Annotated in this window: 20 protein-coding genes; 18 read left to right on the forward strand and 2 right to left on the reverse strand. The window is 44.3% G+C overall.

What is annotated here, in order from left to right:
* The 15 genes from G573_RS0104725 to G573_RS0104795 all read left to right on the forward strand — a co-directional run.
* Positions 1–524: TOBE domain-containing protein (locus G573_RS0104725; RefSeq protein ID WP_027975631.1), on the forward strand; the 524-nt coding region annotated here is incomplete at its 5' end.
* A gap of 472 nt (positions 525–996) precedes the next feature.
* Positions 997–2,562, forward strand: coding sequence for a 2-isopropylmalate synthase (locus G573_RS0104735; RefSeq protein ID WP_027975632.1), 1,566 nt, complete (start codon positions 997–999; stop codon positions 2,560–2,562).
* A gap of 9 nt (positions 2,563–2,571) precedes the next feature.
* The gene (gene leuB, locus G573_RS0104740) at positions 2,572–3,606 is read left to right on the forward strand and encodes a 3-isopropylmalate dehydrogenase (protein WP_027975633.1); all 1,035 of its coding nucleotides are present in this window, start codon (positions 2,572–2,574) and stop codon (positions 3,604–3,606) included.
* On the forward strand, positions 3,603–3,875 hold the full coding sequence (locus G573_RS10910; RefSeq protein ID WP_037586770.1) for a DUF1294 domain-containing protein: 273 nt from the start codon (positions 3,603–3,605) through the stop codon (positions 3,873–3,875). The genes leuB and G573_RS10910 overlap by 4 nt, the downstream gene beginning before the upstream one ends.
* A gap of 1 nt (position 3,876) precedes the next feature.
* The gene (gene leuC, locus G573_RS0104745; RefSeq protein ID WP_027975634.1) at positions 3,877–5,262 is read left to right on the forward strand and encodes a 3-isopropylmalate dehydratase large subunit; all 1,386 of its coding nucleotides are present in this window, start codon (positions 3,877–3,879) and stop codon (positions 5,260–5,262) included.
* A 1-nt stretch (position 5,263) separates the two neighbouring features.
* Positions 5,264–5,854 carry a 3-isopropylmalate dehydratase small subunit gene (leuD, locus tag G573_RS0104750; RefSeq protein ID WP_027975635.1) on the forward strand — a complete coding sequence of 197 codons (591 nt, stop codon included), beginning with the start codon at positions 5,264–5,266 and terminating at the stop codon, positions 5,852–5,854.
* Between the two features lie 109 nt (positions 5,855–5,963).
* Positions 5,964–6,749, forward strand: coding sequence for an L-threonylcarbamoyladenylate synthase (locus tag G573_RS0104755; protein WP_027975636.1), 786 nt, complete (start codon positions 5,964–5,966; stop codon positions 6,747–6,749).
* 235 nt (positions 6,750–6,984) lie between these two features.
* Positions 6,985–7,665, forward strand: coding sequence for an MIP/aquaporin family protein (locus tag G573_RS0104760; RefSeq protein WP_027975637.1), 681 nt, complete (start codon positions 6,985–6,987; stop codon positions 7,663–7,665).
* Between the two features lie 147 nt (positions 7,666–7,812).
* Complete coding sequence (locus G573_RS0104765; RefSeq protein WP_027975638.1) at positions 7,813–8,379, forward strand: GrpB family protein; 567 nt, start codon at positions 7,813–7,815, stop codon at positions 8,377–8,379.
* Positions 8,380–8,555: 176 nt separating this feature from the next.
* Positions 8,556–9,002, forward strand: coding sequence for a class I SAM-dependent methyltransferase (locus tag G573_RS10915; RefSeq protein ID WP_245543138.1), 447 nt, complete (start codon positions 8,556–8,558; stop codon positions 9,000–9,002).
* 140 nt (positions 9,003–9,142) lie between these two features.
* Positions 9,143–10,195, forward strand: coding sequence for a bifunctional transcriptional activator/DNA repair enzyme AdaA (locus tag G573_RS0104775; RefSeq protein WP_027975639.1), 1,053 nt, complete (start codon positions 9,143–9,145; stop codon positions 10,193–10,195).
* A gap of 14 nt (positions 10,196–10,209) precedes the next feature.
* Positions 10,210–10,827 (forward strand): Type 1 glutamine amidotransferase-like domain-containing protein, encoded by a 618-nt coding sequence (locus G573_RS0104780; RefSeq protein WP_027975640.1) that lies wholly within the window; start codon positions 10,210–10,212, stop codon positions 10,825–10,827.
* A gap of 129 nt (positions 10,828–10,956) precedes the next feature.
* Positions 10,957–11,454 carry a GAF domain-containing protein gene (locus G573_RS0104785; protein WP_027975641.1) on the forward strand — a complete coding sequence of 166 codons (498 nt, stop codon included), beginning with the start codon at positions 10,957–10,959 and terminating at the stop codon, positions 11,452–11,454.
* Positions 11,454–13,124: a DNA polymerase III subunit gamma/tau gene (gene dnaX / locus G573_RS0104790; RefSeq protein WP_027975642.1), complete on the forward strand. Its 1,671-nt coding sequence runs from the start codon at positions 11,454–11,456 to the stop codon at positions 13,122–13,124. The genes G573_RS0104785 and dnaX overlap by 1 nt, the downstream gene beginning before the upstream one ends.
* A 216-nt stretch (positions 13,125–13,340) precedes the next feature.
* Positions 13,341–13,535, forward strand: coding sequence for a DUF3272 family protein (locus G573_RS0104795; protein ID WP_027975643.1), 195 nt, complete (start codon positions 13,341–13,343; stop codon positions 13,533–13,535).
* On the opposite strand, the gene birA is transcribed toward G573_RS0104795, so the two are convergent.
* Positions 13,516–14,451: a bifunctional biotin--[acetyl-CoA-carboxylase] ligase/biotin operon repressor BirA gene (gene birA, locus G573_RS0104800; protein ID WP_027975644.1), complete on the reverse strand. Its 936-nt coding sequence runs from the start codon at positions 14,449–14,451 to the stop codon at positions 13,516–13,518. The two genes, G573_RS0104795 and birA, sit on opposite strands and share 20 nt — an antisense overlap.
* Before the next feature lie 248 nt (positions 14,452–14,699).
* Between birA and G573_RS0104805 the strand changes: the two genes are divergently transcribed.
* Complete coding sequence (locus tag G573_RS0104805; RefSeq protein ID WP_027975645.1) at positions 14,700–15,899, forward strand: NADH-dependent flavin oxidoreductase; 1,200 nt, start codon at positions 14,700–14,702, stop codon at positions 15,897–15,899.
* 342 nt (positions 15,900–16,241) lie between these two features.
* On the opposite strand, the gene G573_RS11700 is transcribed toward G573_RS0104805, so the two are convergent.
* On the reverse strand, positions 16,242–16,373 hold the full coding sequence (locus tag G573_RS11700; RefSeq protein ID WP_281168695.1) for a hypothetical protein: 132 nt from the start codon (positions 16,371–16,373) through the stop codon (positions 16,242–16,244).
* Positions 16,374–16,447: 74 nt separating this feature from the next.
* Here G573_RS11700 and metK point away from each other — a divergent pair, with 74 nt between their 5' ends.
* Both metK and G573_RS0104815 read left to right on the forward strand, forming a co-directional pair.
* On the forward strand, positions 16,448–17,641 hold the full coding sequence (metK, locus tag G573_RS0104810) for a methionine adenosyltransferase (protein WP_027975646.1): 1,194 nt from the start codon (positions 16,448–16,450) through the stop codon (positions 17,639–17,641).
* Between the two features lie 146 nt (positions 17,642–17,787).
* A complete protein-coding gene (locus tag G573_RS0104815) occupies positions 17,788–19,047 on the forward strand; it encodes a UDP-N-acetylglucosamine 1-carboxyvinyltransferase (protein WP_027975647.1) in 1,260 nt (419 codons plus the stop codon).
* Positions 19,048–19,103: the final 56 nt, after the last annotated feature.

Genomic DNA, 19,103 nt, shown 5'->3' on the forward strand with positions numbered 1-19,103 from the left:
ACCGTATTGTCATCATGAGTTCAACCAAGAATCCTGATGGTTCAGGCACCATTGGCCGTGTGGAGCAGATCGGAACACCGCAGGAGCTTTACAACCAGCCGGCCAATCAGTTTGTGGCAGGTTTTATCGGCAGTCCGGCGATGAATTTTTTCAAGGTGACGGTCGAAGAGGAACGCTTAGTTGGTGAGGGCGGTTTGGAGCTCGCCCTGCCTCAGGGTCAGCGAAAACAGTTAGAAAGCAAGGGCTATTTGGGTAAGGAAGTTATCTTTGGGATTCGTCCAGAGGATATTTCCAGCCGGCTGCTGGCTCAGGAGACCTATCCGGCTGCGACAGTGACAGCAGAAGTACTGGTTTCAGAGCTGTTAGGATCAGAAACCATGCTTTATGTCAAGCAGGGGGAAAATGAGTTTACGGCACGAGTGGATGCCCGCGATGCTCATCAGCCGGGAGAAAGTGTTCAGCTGACCTTTAATGTGGCTAAGGGGCATTTCTTTGATACGAAGACCAAGCAAGCCATCAGATGAGTCAAACAAAGGAAAAGACGGAGAATTTTCCGTTTTTTCTGCTTATACCGCAGAATGCTGCAGCCATGGCTTTATTTATTTTTGAAAAAGCAGTTGGCATTCATTATTTGATTTTTCAGAAAATTGCTCCAATTTTCTTGACAGGTCTGTGAAAATAGGGTATTATAATAGCAATAAACATCGAAAGGAAAAGTCAAATGTTTACACGAAATGACGCTTTGTTGTTGAGGTGTGAGGGCTAGTGCAAAAGCATTAGTCCTGTTTGGCTTACCAAGCGGGAAAAGAAAACATCTCGCTTGGGCTTCCAAGTGAGATGTTTTTTTACTTATGTAATGGCTTAAAGGAGTTTAATGGCAGCGAGTTGCTGTTTTGAATGCCGGATTCAGGTTTATAGACTGGTTTGGAATGCATTTGAAGACATCTTAAAGCCATTTAAGTCCATTATGATTTTTCAATTAGAAGGTGGTATTTTATGCACAAGGTTGAATTTCTTGACACGACACTTCGTGATGGTGAGCAAACGCCCGGCGTCAATTTTTCGGTAAAAGAAAAAGTTGCCATCGCTAAGCAGCTGGAAAAATGGGGCATTTCCTCTATTGAAGCAGGTTTTCCGGCCGCCAGCCCCGACTCATTTGAAGCAGTAAAACAGATTGCCCAAGCAATGACAACGACAGCAGTTTCCGGTTTGGCTCGTTCGGTTAAATCTGATATTGATGCCTGTTATGAGGCCATTAAAGATGCAAAATTTCCTCAATGCCACGTCTTTATTGCGACCAGCCCCATTCACCGTGAATTTAAGCTCAAAAAATCCAAGGAAGAAATTTTAGAAGCGATTAAAGAGCATGTAGCCTATGCCCGCTCAAAATTTGATGTGGTTGAATTTTCACCGGAAGACGCAACGCGGACAGAGCTTGATTTCTTGCTGGAAGTTGTTCAGACGGCTGTCGATGCCGGAGCAACTTACATCAACATTCCAGATACGGTTGGCTTCACGACACCGGCAGAATTTGGGCATATTTTTGAATATTTAATTGAAAATGTAAAATCTGACCGTAAAATCATCTTCAGTCCTCACTGCCACGATGATCTTGGCATGGCAACAGCCAATACCTTGGCAGCCATTAAGGCCGGTGCAGGCCGTGTTGAAGGAACAGTCAATGGTATTGGTGAGCGTGCCGGGAATGTTGCTCTTGAAGAAGTCGCCGTAGCGCTCAATATCCGTGAAGATTATTTCCAAGCAAGTTCTGACATTGTGCTTAACGAAACGGTTAATACTTCTGAATTGGTGTCGCGTTTTTCAGGCATTGCTGTTCCTAAAAATAAAGCAGTTGTCGGCGGAAATGCTTTCTCACACGAGTCCGGTATTCATCAGGATGGTGTTCTTAAGAACCCTCTTACTTATGAAATTATCACGCCTGAATTGGTGGGTGTTAAAAAGAACTCACTGCCGCTTGGCAAATTATCAGGCCGCCATGCCTTTGTTGAAAAACTCAAAGAATTGGCTCTGGACTTTGAAGAGTCTGAAATTGCAGCTCTCTTTGCCAAATTTAAATCTCTGGCTGACAAAAAGCATGATATCACCGATGCTGATATCAGAGCCTTGGTGGCAGGAAGCAGCGTTGAAAATCCGGAAGGCTTCCATTTCAAAGATCTGCGGCTGACATCAAATGAGGATGGTACGATCACAGCGCAGGTTATCATGGGCAATGAAGATGGTGAGGAAGTCGACATTATTGCCAATGGCAAGGGTTCTGTAGAGGCCATCTTTAATGCTATTGATAAATTCTTTAATCAAACCGTTAAGCTGGACAGCTACAATATTGAGGCTGTTACAGACGGTATCGATGCTCAGGCGCGGGTGCTGGTATCGGTTGAAAATGTTGATACTGACACGATTTTCAATGCTTCCGGTCTTGACTTTGATGTCTTGAAGGCCAGTGCCATTGCTTACGTTAATGCCAATACCTTTGTTCAAAAAGAAAACGCCGGCGAAATCGGGCACAAAGTTTCAGAACGCGATTACCCAAGCAACGACTAGGAGAGAAGAATGAAAAAAATTGTAACTCTGGCGGGAGACGGAATCGGTCCGGAAATTATGGCTGCCGGTCTGGAAGTCTTAGAAGCAGTTGCTGCTAAGACAGGCTTTGCTTATGAAACTCAGGCCAAGGCCTTTGGCGGTGCAGGAATTGATGCGGCCGGCCACCCGCTGCCTGAGGATACACTGGCTGCGGCAAAGTCGGCGGATGCTATCCTTTTGGCCGCAATCGGCAGTCCGCAATACGATCAGGCAGCTGTCCGTCCTGAGCAGGGACTTTTAGCGATTCGTAAGGAACTTAATCTTTTTGCCAACATTCGTCCGGTTAAAATTTTCGATGCTCTGAGGCATCTGTCTCCTTTAAAGCCAGAACGTATTGCAGGAGTGGATTTTGTAGTGGTTCGTGAGCTGACAGGCGGCATTTATTTTGGTGAGCATACGTTAAACGCTGATTCAGCGCGTGATGTCAATGATTATTCAGCAGCTGAAATCCGCCGAATTATCCAGCAAGCTTTTGAAATAGCGCGAGGGCGCAGTAAAAAAGTAACCAGTATTGACAAGCAAAATGTTCTGGCAACATCTAAACTCTGGCGTCAGGTAGCAGATGAAGTGGCAAACGAATATCCGGATGTAAGCTTAGAGCATCAATTAGTGGACAGCGCAGCCATGCTTATGATTACAGATCCTGCTCGTTTTGATGTGGTCGTCACAGAAAATCTTTTTGGCGATATTTTATCAGACGAATCCAGTGTTTTACCGGGAACGCTGGGAGTGATGCCGTCAGCCAGCCATTCAGAAAACGGACCGAGCCTTTATGAACCCATTCACGGCTCAGCTCCTGATATTGCCGGGCAGGGCATTGCCAATCCGATTAGTATGATTTTGTCGGTTGCCATGATGCTGCGAGATTCCTTTAAGGAGACAGAGGCTGCTGCTTTAATTGAAGCCGCAGTGGATAAGACCCTGTCTCAGGGAATACTAACCCGTGATCTGGGCGGATCAGCTGACACAGCACAGATGACCGCAGCTGTCATTGCTAATTTATGAGTATCAAAACGATAGCCTTCCTGGGCTTAGCAGTTTGGAATTTAGCAGTCTTTATCACTTATGGCATAGACAAAAGTAGGGCAAGACGCGGAGTTTGGCGAATTTCGGAAAAAACATTATTGCTGGAAAGTCTTTGTTTAGGTGGAATCGGCTCCTTATTTGCCGGTCAGTTCTTTCGCCATAAGATAAGAAAACCTTACTTTTGGCTAGCTTGGTTAGTGGGATTGTTGACAGATATAATCGTCATTTACATTTTTTGGAGAATCTAGTATGAGTGGAAAATCAATTTTTGATAAGCTATGGGATCGCCATGTGATAACAGGAAAAGAAGGCGAGCCCCAGCTGATGTATGTGGATCAGCACTATATCCACGAGGTCACCAGTCCTCAGGCTTTTCAGGGGCTTAGGGATGCAGGAAGAAAAGTGCGCCGTCCCGATCTGACCTTTGGCACCTTTGACCATAATGTGCCGACAGTCAATATCTATGACATTCGTGATGTCATCTCTAAAGCACAGATGGATGCTCTTGCTGCCAATGTTGCTGAATTTGAGATTCCTCATGCTGATCATGGTTCTGAAAATCAGGGAATTGTGCATATGGTTGGTCCTGAAACGGGCCGCACCCAGCCGGGGAAATTTATTGTCTGCGGCGACAGTCATACAGCTACTCACGGCGCTTTTGGCGCAATCGGATTTGGCATCGGCACAACGGAAGTAGAGCACGTCTTTGCCACTCAGACCATCTGGCAGGTAAAACCTAAAAAATTATTAGTCAAATTTACAGGTAATCCGCAAAAGGGTGTTTATTCCAAAGACTACATTTTGGCCTTAATTGCCCAGTACGGTGTTGCTGTCGGGGTGGGCCATGTTGTCGAATATGTGGGCGAAGCGGTTGACGCCCTCAGCATGGAAGAACGCATGACCATTTGCAATATGTCTATTGAATTTGGCTCTAAAATGGGAATTATGAATCCTGATCAAAAGACTTTCGACTATCTTAAAGGCAGGGAGTGTGCTCCTCGGGATTTTGAGACGGCAGTTGCTGATTGGAAAACGCTGGTCTCAGATGATGATGCCCAGTATGACAAGGTCATTGAAATAGATGTCTCAGAGCTGGCTCCTATGGTTACCTGGGGAACTAATCCATCAATGGGCGTTGAATTTGGTCAGGCCTTTCCGGAAATCAAGGATATGAATGATGAGCGAGCTTACCATTATATGGATATGCAGCCGGGACAGACAGCGGAGGATATTGAGCTGGGTTATGTCTTTTTGGGTTCTTGTACCAATGCCAGACTCAGTGATCTCAAAGAAGCAGCTAAGTTTGTGGCCGGCAAGCATATTTCGCCTAATCTGACCGCCATTGTGGTGCCGGGCAGCCGGCCTGTCAAAAGAGCTGCTGAAAAGATTGGCTTAGATAAAATCTTTATGGAAGCCGGTTTTGAATGGCGGGATCCGGGCTGCTCCATGTGTTTGGGCATGAATCCGGACAAGGTTCCTGAAGGCATGCATTGTGCCTCGACCAGCAACCGCAATTTTGAAGACAGACAGGGAGTCGGTGCCAAAACTCACCTTTGCAGTCCGGCTATGGCAGCCGCAGCCGCAATCGCCGGCCGCTTTGTAGATGTTCGTCAGTTACCGGAGGCACAGGTTTAATATGGAAAAATTTACAATTTATACAGGAACGACAGTTCCGCTCATGAACGACAATATTGATACGGATCAGATTTTGCCTAAGCAATTTTTAAAATTAATTGATAAAAAAGGTTTCGGCAAGTATCTCATGTATGAGTGGCGGTATTTGGACAAGCATTATACTGAAAATCCAGACTTTATTTTTAACAAGCCGGAATACCGCAAGGCCAGTATCTTAATTACAGGTGATAATTTTGGAGCAGGATCTTCGCGGGAGCATGCTGCCTGGGCTTTAGCGGACTATGGTTTTAAGGTTATTGTGGCCGGCTCTTTTGGCGATATTCACTACAATAATGATTTAAACAATGGCATTCTGCCCATTGTTCAGCCGCGGGAAGTCCGCGATAAATTGGCTGAGCTGGCACCGACAGATGAGGTAACAGTTGATCTCTATGAACAAAAAATCTTCTCCCCAGTGGGAGAATTCAGCTTTGACATTGACGGTGACTGGAAGCATAAGCTGTTAAACGGTTTGGATGATATCGGCATCACGCTTCAATACGAAGACCTGATTAGCGAATATGAAAAAAACCGCCCCAGCTATTGGCAGTAGGCTGTTTTATAAAGTTTAGAAAGTTCTGAAAAATCAATAAATAACATTGCTTTTAGGGATTAAGCATGATAAAATAAAAAAGTATTATTAATTTAGATGGAGAAAAATCATGACAAAACATATCCATTGGGATGGAAATCTTTCACAAGAAGGTCTTGAAATTATTAAGGGCAAAGGCGGCGTTATCGTTTGTCCGACCAAGGTTGGCTACATCATCATGACTGCTGACAAGGAAGGACTTGAACGCAAATTTGATGCCAAAGAGCGTAAGCGCAACAAACCGGGTGTAGTGCTGTGCGGCAGCATGGATGAATTGCGGGCGCTTGCTCAGCTGACTCCTGAAATTGAAGCTTTTTACCAAAAACATTGGGATGAAGATATTCTTTTGGGCTGCATTTTACCATGGCGCAAAGATGCTTATGCCGATTTGAAGGCCATTGGTGACGGCCGTGAAGAGCTGATGACTGATGCTCGCGGAACATCATGCTTTGTGATCAAGTTTGGTGTTGCCGGAGAACAGCTGGCCAAGGAAATGTGGGAAAAAGAAGGCCGTATGGTTTATGCCTCATCAGCAAATCCATCAGGCAAGGGCAACCGCGGCAAGGTTGAAGGCATTGGTGAACGCATCGAATCAAAGGTTGACCTTGTTATTGAAGCCGATGATTATGTTGCCTCTATCCAGCCGGATAAAACAGTTGAAACCCGCTATGAACAAGGGGTTATGGTCTCAATGGTGGATGCAGACGGAAAGCTCATTCCTGAACAAGGCAAAGACAGCCGCTCAATTGAGCCATGTCCGGTCGTTATCCGCAAGGGTCTTGACATCGATAAAATCATGATGCACTTGTCAGATACCTTTAATTCATGGAATTACCGCCAAGGGGAATACTATTAAGCAGGAAAAGTCACTCGCAAGAGTGATTTTTTAGTGCAGGAGCAACTGCATTCAGTGCTGATGGATTGAATGGCCTGCGCAGATAATTAGGGAAAAGATTTGTGTCAACTATGGTAAATCAACTACTGATTTATTGAAAAACATTTTATTTTCAAGTCATATCCATTGAATTTTCAAAGAAGAGAGTCTATAATAGGTTTGTGTTAAAACATATCATTTAGGAAAGGACATGAAAATGAAAAAATTTTTTGCCGAATTAATTGGAACTTTTATCCTTGTTTTCGTCGGTACCGGAACAGTTGTTTTTGGTAATGGCGTAGGAGCTGGAGGGGTTGGTCATCTAGGCATTGCCCTTGCTTTTGGGCTGTCTATCGTAGCAGCAGCCTACTCAATCGGAGCCGTTTCAGGTGCTCATCTCAACCCGGCAGTTTCCATCGCGATGTTTGTCAACAAGCGTATGGATGCTAAGGAACTTGTCAACTATATCGCAGCACAAGTCGTCGGAGCTATTCTTGCCTCAGCAACTGTCTTCTTTTTGATGACAAATTCAGGTATGTCTCTGGATAAAATCGGACTTGGACAAAACGCCTTGGCAAACGGTGTCACACCTCTGGGAGGTTTTCTCTTTGAAACAATCGCAACATTCATCTTTGTTTTAGTGATTGTAACGGTGACATCTGAAAGCAAAGGAAACGGAAAAATTGCAGGTATTGTCATTGGTTTGACTTTGGCTCTGATGATTCTTGTTGGTCTTAACATTACCGGGCTTTCAGTTAACCCTGCCCGCAGCTTAGCACCTGCTCTCTTTGTTGGCGGTCAAGCACTCAGCCAGCTTTGGATTTTCATCTGTGCACCAATTGTTGGCGGTGTTCTTGCGGCCATCGTCGGAGACAAGCTTATTGGTACAGAAGAATAAGACTTTGTTCCACAGTTAAAAAGCTTAAGGGTAACATCACCACAGCTCTTTGAGCTGCACAAAAATGTTTACCTTTAAAAATTCGCCCTTGAGGGCGTTTTTTTGTTATAATGAAAGTGCAAATTAAAAAAATGCAGGCAGAAAAATATGGCAAAACCCTTATCACAAATGACTTTGGAAGAACTCTGGCAATTGTTTCCTATTTTTCTTGTGCCACACAAAAAAGAGTGGGATGATTGGTATCAGGAGGAAGAAAAGCAGCTCTTGCAACTATTTCCAAGTAAAAGCATCAAAAGGATTTCTCATATAGGCAGCACAGCCATTCCTAATATCTGGGCTAAAAATATTGTGGATATTTTATTAGAAGTTCCTAGAGATTCAAATTTACAGTATTTTAAGCAGCAACTGTTAAATGCTGGCTATCTCTTCATGTCTGAAAGTGAGAAACGTTTATCCTTTAACAAGGGCTATACAGAAAAAGGCTTTGCTGAGAAAGTGTTTCATCTTCATTTACGTTATCAAGGTGATCATGATGAACTTTATTTTAGGGATTATTTAAAAGAGCATCCAGCCATCGCTAAAGAATATGAAAGCTTAAAGTTATCCTTATGGAAGGCCTATGAGCATAATCGTGATGCCTATACTGATGCTAAGACTGACTTCATTAGAAAATACACGCAGCAAGCTAAGAAAGACCACAAGGGGAGATACTGATGGTAAAAATGATTCTTTTTTTGTTTTAGCAGTATTAATTTATATTCTGCTCAAGTATCTCATTAACCAGTCCAAACAGCCATCAGGTTTTGTTGGCAGGAGCATGATGAGGATTTGGAATAAGGCATACTTACCTATGGCGCAGTGGGCTTTGTCTGTGCTTTCTAAAAAATCTTATGAGTATATCTTGGATATTAGGGGTTGGCAATGGAGCATCGACTGCCTATCTTGGCCAACTTTTTCCAAATAGCCAAGTCAAGGGGATGGACATTTCTACGGAAGCTATTTCTCAAGCCCAGCAGCTTTATCAGCTAGAAGGAGTGAGTTTTGATATCATGGATATCAGTCAGCTGTCTTATCCTGATGGCCGTTTTGATCTTGTCTGCGCCTTTCAGACGCATTTTCATTGGCCGGATTTACAGCAGGCTCTGTCTGAAATCAAGCGCGTGCTGGCAGATGATGGGCTCTTCATCATTGCTTGCGAGCAAAGTAAAGCGACTTATTATTTACCTGATTTGAAAGACAATAAAGAGTTTGCTGACTATTTGGATAAAATGGGCTTGTGTTTGCTAGATTGCCAAAAACAGGCAGCTTGGCTTTGTTATCTGATTGCAAAACAGTAGGTGCTAACTTAAACATTTTCTGTTAGAAGATGAAGATCTGTTCTTTGTTTTTAACCTTTTAAATTACTTGTTCATTTTTCGGAAGTCATTCACTTTGGTTTAGGGTATAATAATAAAAATTGATGAATGAGGAGACTGTAATGATAGAAAATGAACAGCTAAAAGAGCGTTATTACCAAGCTTTGCTGGAACGAGATGCGCAGTTTGACGGGATTTTCTTTGCGGCCATTAAGTCGACGGGGATTTTTTGTCACGCGACCTGCCGGGCCAGAAAGCCTAAGTTTGAAAACTGTGATTTTTACGAAAAGGCAGAAGAAGCGCTTTTGGCTGGTTATCGGCCATGCAAAATCTGTCAGCCCTTGTCATATCCGCATCAGCTTCCTGAAGAAGTCAGAATGCTCATAACAGCTGTAGAAGCTAATCCTGAGAAGCGGTGGGGGGAAGAAGATTTCAAGAGGTTAGGTCTTCATTCGGCAACTGCTAGGCGACAATTCAAAGAAGTCTACGATATGACCTTTGTTCAGTACGCGCGTGCCCGTCGGATGGGTCTGGCTTTTAAGAATATCAAGGACGGACAGACAGTCATTGATCAGCAGCTGGCTATGGGTTATCAATCCTCTAGCGGTTTCAATGACGCCTTCAGCCGTATTATGGGAAATCCAGTCAAAAAAACGACTATTAAAGTGCTGACGGCTGCTTTTATCGCGACACCAATTGGACGAATGCTGGCTCTGGCGGATGAGGAGTATCTCTATCTTTTGGAATTTGAAAATCGACGAGGACTGGAAAGAGAAATAGAGCGGCTGCGCAGCAGACTGAATGCAAGAATTATCCATGGAACCAATACTCTTTTACAGCAATTGGAGAAAGAGCTAGCTGCCTATTTCTCTGGAACCTTTGCAGGTTTTACCATTACTCTGTATTTGAGTGGATCAGCCTTTCAGCAAGCAGTTTGGAAACTGCTTCAGAAAATTCCACTTGGAAAAACGGTCACCTATAAAGATTTGGCTCTAAAGCTAGGTGATAGCAACAAGGTCAGAGCTGTCGGCAATGCTAACGGAGCTAATCAGATTGCTATTTTGATACCTTGCCACCGTGTTATTGCCAGTGACGGCAGTTTGGGCGGTTATGGCGGCGGAAAAGAGCGCAAAAAATATCTGTTGGAGCTAGAGAAAAAAATTAAAAAAACATGACTGGGAGACAATTCATGAAAACATTATTTTTATGTTCTTATTTTGCAGAAGTGCGGCCTTTATTTGAGAAATTCGCAGAACAATATGAGTTGGAAAAGAAAGTCCTTTTCATTCCCACAGCTGGAGATGTCGAAGAGTACAGGGACTATATTGATGAAGGCAGGGCTATTTTTGCAGATTTGCAATTTGATGTTGTTCCTCTGGATATAGCAGCAGCGACAGAGACGGTGGTGCGGGAAAAACTAGCACAAGCGTCTTGTCTCTACATTTCAGGCGGCAATACTTTTTATCTTTTACAGGAATTAAAGCGAAAAAATTTACTGCCTTTGATCCGCGAACGCATCAATCAAGGAATGGTTTATGTCGGTGAATCAGCTGGTGCCATCATTGCTTCCAATGATATTTCTTACAGCCAAATCATGGATGATAAGAGTCTAACATCAGATCTGACAGATTATGCTGCCTTAGGTCTAGTTGATTTTTCTGTTTTGCCGCATTGGGGTGAATCTCCTTTTGAAGAAATAACCGAGCAGACAGCAGCCGTCTATGAAGGACAGCTCCAGCTGCTTAAATTAACTAACCAACAGGCTGTTTTGGTGAACGATAATAAGTATACAGTAGAAAACAATTAATAGCGGACTGGGGTATTTTTACCGCGCTTTTTAACAGAAGCAGATTTGTTTAGTAAACTTTCCTTGCTTGAAAAGCAGGGATTTTCTTTTATCGTACATTTTGAGAGCTTTTTTGTTATAATGGAAACTATGAACGAGCAAGAAAAAATCGCAAATTACAAACTTATGCTGGCTCAAGTAAAAGCGCTTTTTACTGATGAGCGTAATGCAATGGCTAATCTAGCCAATGCCAGTGCTCTTTTGAAGATGGCTCTGCCTCGCTCTGTTTTTACAGGTTTTTATCTGTTTGATGGCCGTGAATTGATCTTGGGTCCTTTTCAGGGGGCGGTGTCTTGTGTGCATATTGCTCTTGGCAAAGGGGTCTGCGGTGAATCCGCTCAGAAGCATCAAACGCTAATTGTGGAGGATGTGACCAAGCATGCCAACTACATTTCCTGCGATTCTGCGGCTAAATCAGAAATCGTGGTGCCTATGGTTGTAGACGGCCAGCTAGTGGGAGTTCTGGATTTGGACTCTTCGGAGCTTGCAGATTACGATGCCATTGATCAAACTTATTTGGAACGATTTGTAGCACTTTTGCTTGAAAAAACGGATTGGAATTTTGACATGTTTGGAGTAAAAAACTGATGTATCAAGCCCTTTATCGAAAATACAGAAGCCAGACTTTTGATGAAATGGTTGGGCAGGAAGTTGTGGCAACGACCTTAAAGCAGGCGGTTGCTTTAGGCAAAATCAGCCATGCTTATTTGTTTTCAGGTCCGCGCGGAACAGGAAAGACCAGTGCTGCCAAGATTTTTGCCAAAGCCATGAACTGTCCTCATCAAAAAGACGGCGAACCCTGCAACCAGTGTGATATCTGCCATGATATTACCAACGGCAGTCTTGAAGACGTCATCGAAATTGATGCGGCGTCAAACAATGGGGTTGATGAAATCCGGGAAATTCGTGACAAATCAACCTATGCACCTAGCCGAGCCACTTACAAGGTTTACATCATTGATGAAGTTCATATGCTGTCTGCCGGTGCCTTTAATGCTCTGTTAAAAACGCTTGAAGAGCCGACAGAGAACGTCGTCTTTATCCTAGCGACAACCGAACTGCACAAGATTCCTGCGACTATCTTGTCACGGGTGCAGCGTTTTGAATTTAAGACCATTAAAACCAAGGCTATTCAGGAGCATCTGGCAGAAATCCTTCAAAAAGAAGGGGTTGCCTTTGACGAAGAAGCTCTCAGCTTGATTGCCAAACGAGCCGAGGGCGGCATGCGGGATGCCCTTTCTATCTTGGATCAGGCTCTCAGCTTGACTGCCGATAAGCATGTTTCGCTGGAAATAGCCGAAGAAATTACCGGCAGTATCAGCCTGAGTGCTCTGGATAATTATGTGTCAGATCTTTTAAACCATGATGCCAGTCAGGCGTTGAGCGATCTGGAAATTATTTTTGACAGCGGCAAAAGCATGAGCCGTTTTGCGACAGACTTGCTCAACTATTTTAGAGATATTTTGATAGTTCAGGCAGGCGGTGACAATACACATCAAGGGCAGGCCTTTCAGGACAATTTATCCCTGTCTCAGGATGCTGTTTTCAGAATGATTGATGTCGTGACTAAGAGTCTGCCGGAAATAAAAAACGGAACACATCCTAAAATCTATGCGGAAATGATGACCATACGGCTGAGTGAAGAAGACAAAAAAGCTCAGACGCAGGAACTTCCGGCCAATATTGCTCAGGAAATTGACGGATTAAAAGCAGAAGTCAAAGAATTAAAACAGGCACTGCAGTCTGTCAAAAAAACAGAGCCAATCAAAGAACCGCAGAAGCAAAAAACCAAGACTTTCCGCTACAAGGTGGATAAGGACAAGGTCATGACTATCATGCAGGAAACAGTGGCAGACAGCCAAAAGTCCCGCCAGTATCTGGATGCTCTCAAAAGTTCCTGGAATGAGATTTTAGACAATATTTCAATGCAGGACCGGGCTTTGCTGATGGGGTCTGAACCCGTCCTTGCCAACAGTGAAAATGCGATTTTAGCTTTTGATGCCGCTTTTAATGCCGAGCAGGTCATGAAACGATCGAACCTCAATGACATTTTTGGCAATATCATGAGTCAGGCGTCCGGCTTTTCACCTAAGATCATGGCTGTGCCGCGGGCAGACTTCAACGCTATCCGCAGCGAATTTGCCCAGAGTATCAAAGCAACTAAGACTGACCAAGATGAAAAACCTGACAAAGAAGCCGATTTTATTCCGGAAGGCTTTGACTTTTTGGCAGATAAGATCAGTCTGGAAGAAGAATGAGGCGCCTTGCGCAGCTGTTTTTGAAAACGTATTGATGTGTCAGAAGTGCTGAAGTTACATAGAAAAAAGCCGGTGAATTCACCGGCTTTTTAAGTATATTGATTTTTGATTTTATGAAAAAGATAGAGGCAGATGTGCTTTCTGTATGTAAAAACGAAATAAGGCTATACGTACAAATCTTTTTGTATCAGCCTTTTTTTCTGGTACAATAAGGGTATGTTAAAACAAGACTTTGCTGTCATGGTGCTGATAACCGTGACTGAAACGATTTTTTTCAATGATGCTGTTTTAGACGGTCAGTATTTTTGGGCCGGCTTTTGGGGGCTTTTGCTGTTTCGCAGTCTGCGCAAGGCCTATCTCATCACTAAGTTTACCAAGGCAGTACTGGCGGCTACCAGGAAGAAAGACTGATTTCCCCGCTGTTAAGCACCTTTTCTTCCCCGTTTTCCAGCTGAACAATGAGCTGTCCTGCATCAGTGATATCTACGGCTGTTCCTCTGTAAGTAACATCATTTTCCACAAAGGTCACTTGTCTGTCTAGGACGAGTGATTTTTCTTTGTAGACCTTGATGAGATCGGCTTTAGGGATGTTAAAAAAGATGTTCCAGATTTCAGCAATGAGTTCATTGCGCGTGACAGTGGGCTTTTCTGAAAAAAGACTGGCTGCCTTGTCCTTTAAATCCTCAGGAAAATCGGTCACATGAAAATTAATCCCCATACCGATAATGACATCGGTAATGAGCCCAGTTTCAATGGAGGAGACAGCTTCGGTTAAAATGCCGGCAATCTTTTTGCCGTCTAGGTAAATGTCATTGACCCACTTAATTTCAGGTTCAATTCCAGTCAGCCTTGAAATAGCCTTAATCAGACTGGAGGCAACCATCAAGGTATAAGCAGGGAGTTCTTTAAAGGGAAGTTCAGGGTGCAGATGCAAGGACATATAAATCCCGCCGGACTCCGGAGCAAAAAACTGCCGGCTAAAGCGCCCCTTGGCAGCTTTTTGGCTGGGAGCCAGATAAAGAGCCGGCACAGGGTCTTTTTTGTCAATTCCGGCCTTAGCATCCAGCTGGGTAGACGTGCTTTTTTCATTGAAAAAGACTTTGATTCCAGTCGCTTTTTCAATTTCTTCAGGCAGAAAAAGGTCTCCTGCAATCAGGCGATAGCCCCGGTTTTTAACGGACTCAATCACAAGTCCTTTGGTTTCCAAGGTCTGAATGGCTTTCCAGACAGCTGTCCGAGAAATATCAAGTTCTTTTCCCAAAACCTCTCCGGTTACAAAATCATCTGCCTGAGCCAATACCTGATAAATTTTTTCATATGTTTTCATGCTTTTACCCCTATCAGCAACCTATTTTATTATATTGTAGCATAAATAGACAGTTGTGGGGAAAGGGCATTATTTTTTACTCTAATAAGATATAAAAAAGCAGTTATTTTCACTGTATTACCTCCTTAGACCAGCATCTTTAACAGGCCGAAATAATTTGGCTGTGCGCTTGTTTTTCCCCGTCTTTTTCCTTCTTTAGTGCTATAATGAAAGTGATAAAACGTTTTCACAATAAGGAGATGGAAAAAATGGTTCATCAACTGACAGATGAGGTTGTTTTTCGTCATGGTGCAAAAGTGCACAATCGCATCGTCCTGCCGCCTATGCTGACCTTCTCAGGCAAGGAAGGCGGTTTTGCGTCTGAGGATACACTGGACTATTATGGCGCCCGTTCGCAGGCCGGAGGACTCTTGATTGCTGAGTATCACTATGTCAGTGAAACCGGCGGACCATGTACGCCGGCCGGCTTTCCCGAGCAGCTGGGGATCTATGATGATGCGCACTTTGAGTCTATCAAATCCATTGCGCAGGCCTTGAAGAAAGATGGCAATAAGGCTATTTTGCAGATTCATCACGGCGGCCGTGAAGCTATGGGACGCGCTGCTAAGGGCAAAGAAGTTCTGGCGCCGTCAGCCATAGACTTTTCATTCTTGTCCTATCCTGTTCGTGAAATGACAGGGGACGAAATTGAAGAAATTATCAAAGATTTTGGCCGTGCTGCCAAGCGGGCTATTGACGCTGGTTTTGACGGTGTCGAAATCCACGGGGCTAACCACTATGGTATCCAGCAGTTCTTCTCAGCCTTTTCCAATCACCGAACGGATAAGTGGGGCGGTTCTTTGGAAAAACGGATGGCTTTTCCGCTGGCGGTTGTTCACGAAGTTAAGCGCGTGGTGGCCCAGTATGCACCCGATGATTTCATCGTCGGCTATCGCATCAGTCCGGAAGAGATTCACGGGGACACCATCGGCTATACCTACAAGGATGCGCTGGCCTTAATCAAGGAAGTCATCAAAAACGACCTTGACTACATTCATCTTTCCCTGTGGAATGGCTACGCTTCTAAGCCGCAAGGCGCTGAACGTTCTTTTGCGGAATACTTCAAGGAAATCCTGGATGATCAGACCAAGCTGATTGTTGTCGGCGGTGTTTTCTCAGAAGAAGCTGCTAAGGATGCTGTTGAGAATTACACAGATTTGATTGCGGTTGGGCGCGGTACGATTGTAGATCCTCTCTTTGGCAAAAAGATTGATGATGGTCAAGGTGACACCATTGCTCACGAGATATCTCCTGAGCAGCTGGAAAAAGCACATTGGACACCCGGTTTATTGCAGGCCTTTACCACAGAAGGATCCTTTGGTTTGCCGCCTATTCCGGGCAGTGATTCTATCAAGCACCTTAACAAAGGAATGCCGGAAGGTTTCAAAGGCTTCTCAAATGCGAATTAGGCGTTTGAAAGAAGCAAAAACAACAGCAGACAATTATGTCTGATTAGAAAGCAGATGTGCTGAGCTTTTTGGTTCAGGCTCTGCTTTTTTTATTTCTACAGTAAGGAGAAAAGTGACTGATACCATTAGCAAAACTTATATCTTGGCATTTTTAAAAAATATAGTTCGTATTTGCTAAAAACATGGTACAATAGAAACGTTATGAGTCCCGATAAGACATCCCTTGCGGCTGACTTTTCTCTGCCGGCTTGTTTTGAGAGGTTTAAAACCGTAAAATAGCCAATCCGGATAAAAGAAATCAGCTGACAAATTAAAATTGCAGCGTCTTGCTAGGGCTTTGGTTTAGCCTGACAGTTTCTGACAGGCTTTGTCAAGCTCATCGGCTGTGATTTGGTTGTGCAGGATGGTACTTTGTAACTCACTGGAAATGTCTGCTGCTGAAATGATGATGATTTTCTGTAATGGATGTTTCAAGGAAATTTATTTCCGACATATTTTGGCGCACAGAGTGCTGAAATGAAAATTTAATGATATGGGGGGACATTTTTATGTCAGAACGTAAATTGTTTACGTCTGAATCTGTATCTGAGGGACATCCCGATAAGATTGCAGATCAGATTTCAGATGCTATTTTAGATGCTGTTTTAGCACAGGATCCCGATGCCCATGTGGCCGCTGAAACGGTCGTTTATACAGGGTCGGTCCATGTTTTTGGTGAGATATCGACGACGGCTTATGTGGATATTAACCGTATAGTACGTGATACCATTGCTGAAATTGGTTATACAAAAACTGAATACGGCTTTTCAGCCGAAACAGTCGGGGTGCACCCATCCTTAGTTGAACAGTCGCCGGACATTGCCCAAGGGGTCAACGAAGCCCTTGAAGTACGCGGTCAGGATGAGCAAGATTCGCTAGATTTGATTGGGGCCGGAGATCAGGGGCTCATGTTCGGTTTTGCGGTTGATGAAACGCCAGAGCTCATGCCCTTGCCGATTTCTCTGGCGCACCGCTTGGTTAGAAAATTAGCAGAGCTGAGAAAGTCAGGCGAGATTGCTTACCTGCGGCCGGATGCTAAAAGTCAGGTGACAGTTGAATACGATGAGAATGACAAGCCGGCTCGCGTAGATACGGTTGTTATCTCGACGCAGCATGATCCGGAAGCAGCCAACGAAGAGATTCACAAAGATGTCATTGAAAAGGTCATCAAAGCCGTTATTCCGGCTGAGTATCTTGATGACAAAACTAAGTATCTCATCAATCCGACAGGCCGTTTTGTCATCGGCGGACCTCAGGGGGACTCCGGTTTGACCGGCCGTAAGATTATCGTGGATACTTATGGCGGCTATGCCCGCCACGGGGGCGGTGCTTTTTCCGGCAAGGATGCCACAAAGGTTGACCGTTCGGCGTCCTATGCGGCGCGTTATATCGCTAAAAATATTGTTGCAGCCGGTTTGGCTAAGAAGGCAGAAGTTCAGCTGGCCTATGCGATTGGAGTAGCCCAGCCTGTTTCTGTTCGTGTGGATACTTTCGGTACCGGGACAGTTGCGGAAAGTCAATTGGAAGCAGCTGTGCGGCAGATTTTTGATTTACGTCCGGCTGGCATTATCAAAATGCTGGACTTAAAGCATCCTATTTACCGTCAGACTGCGGCTTACGGGCATGTTGGCCGTACTGATATTGATCTGCCTTGGGAAAAATTGGACAAGGTTGAAGCGCTTAAAAAAGCTCTTGAGAATTAAGTGAAAAGGCAGGGAAACCTGCTTTTTTGCTGCATGAAAAAGTTTTCATTATTTTTTAATTATTCAGTTAGTTTGAAATGTGACTTAAGATGTGATAAAATAGGTTAGTTGAATTCTAGTTAAAGAGTAAAGAAAGTTTTGATTGTATGCAGAAAATTGTTATTAACGGCGGTCGCCCTTTAAAAGGCGAAGTGGCTGTTTCGGGAGCAAAAAACAGTGTTGTTGCCCTGATTCCAGCCATTATTTTAGCGGATGATATTGTGACTTTGGACGGCGTTCCGGCGATCAGTGATGTGGATAGTTTGATTGACATCATGACCTTGATGGGAGCCAGCATTGAGCGCGAGGGAGACAGTCTTAGGATTGATCCGCGCGGCGTAAAGGATATTCCTATGCCTTATGGGAAGATTAACAGTCTCAGGGCGTCCTATTATTTTTATGGCGGCCTGCTGGGGCGTTTCGGTCAAGCTGTCGTTGGTCTGCCGGGGGGCTGTGATTTGGGACCGCGTCCTATTGATTTGCATTTAAAGGCTTTTGAAGCTATGGGAGCTGTTGTTTCCTATGAAGGCGAAGCTATGCGTCTTTCTACCGAAGGCCGAGAGCTCAAGGGCGCTCATATTTACATGGATACAGTCAGCGTCGGTGCAACCATCAATACCATGATTGCAGCCAGTAAGGCAAAAGGACGCACAGTCATTGAAAATGCTGCGCGGGAACCGGAAATCATCGATATTGCAACCTTATTAAACAATATGGGCGCTCATATCCGCGGTGCAGGAACTGACATTATCACCATTGAAGGTGTTGACAGGCTCCATGGTACCCGCCATCAGGTGATCCCTGATCGGATTGAGGCCGGAACTTACATCGCCATGGCCGCTGCTATTGGCGAAGGGGTTAGAATTACCAATGTTTTGTACGAGCATTTGGAGAGCTTTATTTCAAAGCTGGAAGAAATGGGCGTACGTATGACCATCGAAGAAGACAGTATTTTTGTGGAAAAGCAAGGGAATTTAAAGGCTGTTTCGCTTAAAACGTCTCCTTATCCTGGTTTTGCAACCGATCTGCAGCAGCCCATTACGCCTCTCTTATTAAAGGCTCACGGCCGCGGCAAAATTCGTGATACCATCTATGAAAAACGGATCAATCATGTGGCGGAACTGGCGCGAATGGGAGCTCATATTTCTGTTCTGGGCGGCCAGATTGTTTATGAGGGACCAAATGAACTGACCGGTGCTCCGGTTAAAGCAACGGACCTGCGTGCCGGTGCTGCTCTTGTGACAGCCGGCCTCATTGCCAAGGGCCAAACGGTCATCTCCAATATCGAATTTATTTTGAGAGGCTATTCTGATATTATTGAAAAATTAACCCACTTGGGAGCCGATATCAAAATTGTAGAAGAGTAAAGGCAGTACTGGTTAATACAAACAGGACCCGCAGTGCTGATAGGACAGGTCTTGAG

The sequence above is a fragment of the Streptococcus devriesei DSM 19639 genome (genome assembly GCF_000423725.1).
Lineage (GTDB): Bacteria > Bacillota > Bacilli > Lactobacillales > Streptococcaceae > Streptococcus > Streptococcus devriesei.

Excerpts from the sequence above, each read along its gene's own strand:
- leuD (WP_027975635.1), top strand. The coding sequence starts at position 5,264 with ATGGAAAAATTTACAATTTATACAGGAACGACAGTTCCGCTCATGAAC.
- G573_RS0104775 (WP_027975639.1), top strand. The coding sequence starts at position 9,143 with ATGATAGAAAATGAACAGCTAAAAGAGCGTTATTACCAAGCTTTGCTG.
- leuB (WP_027975633.1), top strand. The coding sequence starts at position 2,572 with ATGAAAAAAATTGTAACTCTGGCGGGAGACGGAATCGGTCCGGAAATT.
- G573_RS0104755 (WP_027975636.1), top strand. The coding sequence starts at position 5,964 with ATGACAAAACATATCCATTGGGATGGAAATCTTTCACAAGAAGGTCTT.
- G573_RS0104780 (WP_027975640.1), top strand. The coding sequence starts at position 10,210 with ATGAAAACATTATTTTTATGTTCTTATTTTGCAGAAGTGCGGCCTTTA.
- G573_RS10910 (WP_037586770.1), top strand. The coding sequence starts at position 3,603 with ATGAGTATCAAAACGATAGCCTTCCTGGGCTTAGCAGTTTGGAATTTA.
- leuC (WP_027975634.1), top strand. The coding sequence starts at position 3,877 with ATGAGTGGAAAATCAATTTTTGATAAGCTATGGGATCGCCATGTGATA.
- G573_RS10915 (WP_245543138.1), top strand. The coding sequence starts at position 8,556 with ATGAGTATATCTTGGATATTAGGGGTTGGCAATGGAGCATCGACTGCC.
- dnaX (WP_027975642.1), top strand. The coding sequence starts at position 11,454 with ATGTATCAAGCCCTTTATCGAAAATACAGAAGCCAGACTTTTGATGAA.
- G573_RS0104735 (WP_027975632.1), top strand. The coding sequence starts at position 997 with ATGCACAAGGTTGAATTTCTTGACACGACACTTCGTGATGGTGAGCAA.
- G573_RS0104760 (WP_027975637.1), top strand. The coding sequence starts at position 6,985 with ATGAAAAAATTTTTTGCCGAATTAATTGGAACTTTTATCCTTGTTTTC.
- G573_RS0104815 (WP_027975647.1), top strand. The coding sequence starts at position 17,788 with ATGCAGAAAATTGTTATTAACGGCGGTCGCCCTTTAAAAGGCGAAGTG.
- G573_RS0104785 (WP_027975641.1), top strand. The coding sequence starts at position 10,957 with ATGAACGAGCAAGAAAAAATCGCAAATTACAAACTTATGCTGGCTCAA.
- G573_RS0104765 (WP_027975638.1), top strand. The coding sequence starts at position 7,813 with ATGGCAAAACCCTTATCACAAATGACTTTGGAAGAACTCTGGCAATTG.
- metK (WP_027975646.1), top strand. The coding sequence starts at position 16,448 with ATGTCAGAACGTAAATTGTTTACGTCTGAATCTGTATCTGAGGGACAT.
- birA (WP_027975644.1), bottom strand. The coding sequence starts at position 14,451 with ATGAAAACATATGAAAAAATTTATCAGGTATTGGCTCAGGCAGATGAT.
- G573_RS0104795 (WP_027975643.1), top strand. The coding sequence starts at position 13,341 with ATGTTAAAACAAGACTTTGCTGTCATGGTGCTGATAACCGTGACTGAA.
- G573_RS0104805 (WP_027975645.1), top strand. The coding sequence starts at position 14,700 with ATGGTTCATCAACTGACAGATGAGGTTGTTTTTCGTCATGGTGCAAAA.